This window comes from Bartonella sp. MU70NMGDW, from assembly GCF_042194085.1.
Classification (GTDB): Bacteria; Pseudomonadota; Alphaproteobacteria; order Rhizobiales; family Rhizobiaceae; genus Bartonella; species Bartonella grahamii.
This window is the reverse complement of the sequence record NZ_JBHIMK010000334.1, coordinates 1-1,251: the sequence shown is the minus strand read 5'-3', so window position 1 is coordinate 1,251 and position 1,251 is coordinate 1. Positions and strand designations below refer to the sequence as shown.

Sequence of the window (1,251 nt, the reverse complement as noted above, 5' to 3'; positions counted from 1 at the left end):
TTTACATTAAAATCAAAATGTAAAGAACCTGATAGATCATCAATATTAAGCTTAGAGTAATGCTTATCAGCCCGAGAAGACGTAAAAATAACCCTGCCACTTCCAGTTACATTCTGGATATTAACCTGAGATTTTTTGCCATTATCTTCAACAGCAATAATGTATAGCTTGGCATCTTCTCCATTTAAAATAAGATTTTCTACTTCCGTAACAGCTTCACCATTCCCAGCATAAAGATAGAGGTTGCCAAAATCATTAACATTTGTATCCTTATCTAATATTGCACCAGCAAAAACCCATGATTGTGCTTGGTGGTTAATTGTTAGATTATCCGCGTATCCAGAATCATATATCTTCTGAGTAGCTCTATCATATAAAGTAACTTCGCTCGCATTCCCTCCTGCTAAGATATTCTGCGCACCATTTTTAAAAAGCTCGGTACTAAGTGCAAAAGCCCCCTCATTGATTGTAAAATCCTCATTTTCTGTATCAGCTGTATCAGTATCTTCTGAGAATCCGTTATTAAAATTCTCTTTACCATCAAGATTCTGGACACCTCCTTTCATAACCTTTGTATCAACAACCATCCCCCCACTATAGACACTTTGTAATCCTAGGATTCCATCTTCAGCATAAATTTCGGTGTTATAAGCACTACTTTCCTTATCTTTACGCGACAAACCAGTTCCAAGGACCCCTTTACCAAAAATAATCTGCTCACCACCATAGATTTTAGCCCCCTCAGCATTTGCACCACTCTCAACAATTTGTTTACCACCTTTTTTAACAGTGGCATATTCTGAACTGCTCAGATTTTGGACGAATTCAATACCACCACTCTCAATTGTCGTATCCCTGCTAACACTTGCTGCATCAATGTAGAGTTTTCCACCTCCTTGAATCGTATTATTGATGGAATAGCCTGCATCTTCATATTTAAAGCTATTTATTTCAGAATCTTCAGAGTCACGATTAGTAATATAGACAATAGCACCATCACTTATTATTGAATTTGTGAGTACTTCAAAGAATAGGCTTTCTAATCTCTTCCTTTCCTCTTCTGAAGACTTACTTCCTTCTACTATCTGTTTATTCTCTATCCTTTTTGATCCCCCTTTTTTTTCTTTTAATCCCCTCACTTCCGATAACATTTTTTTTGTCTCTTCTAGATGTTCACTGATACTTACTGGTGTTAATAACTTTTCTTTTGGTGTCGCTACTCCATCTGCACTCGCAATCTTGACAAAAAAA

At 36.5% G+C, this 1,251-nt stretch carries 1 pseudogene; it reads right to left on the bottom strand.

What is annotated here, in order from left to right:
* Positions 1-1,251 (bottom strand): annotated as a pseudogene (locus ACFIKE_RS10815) (autotransporter outer membrane beta-barrel domain-containing protein); the annotation flags it as partial.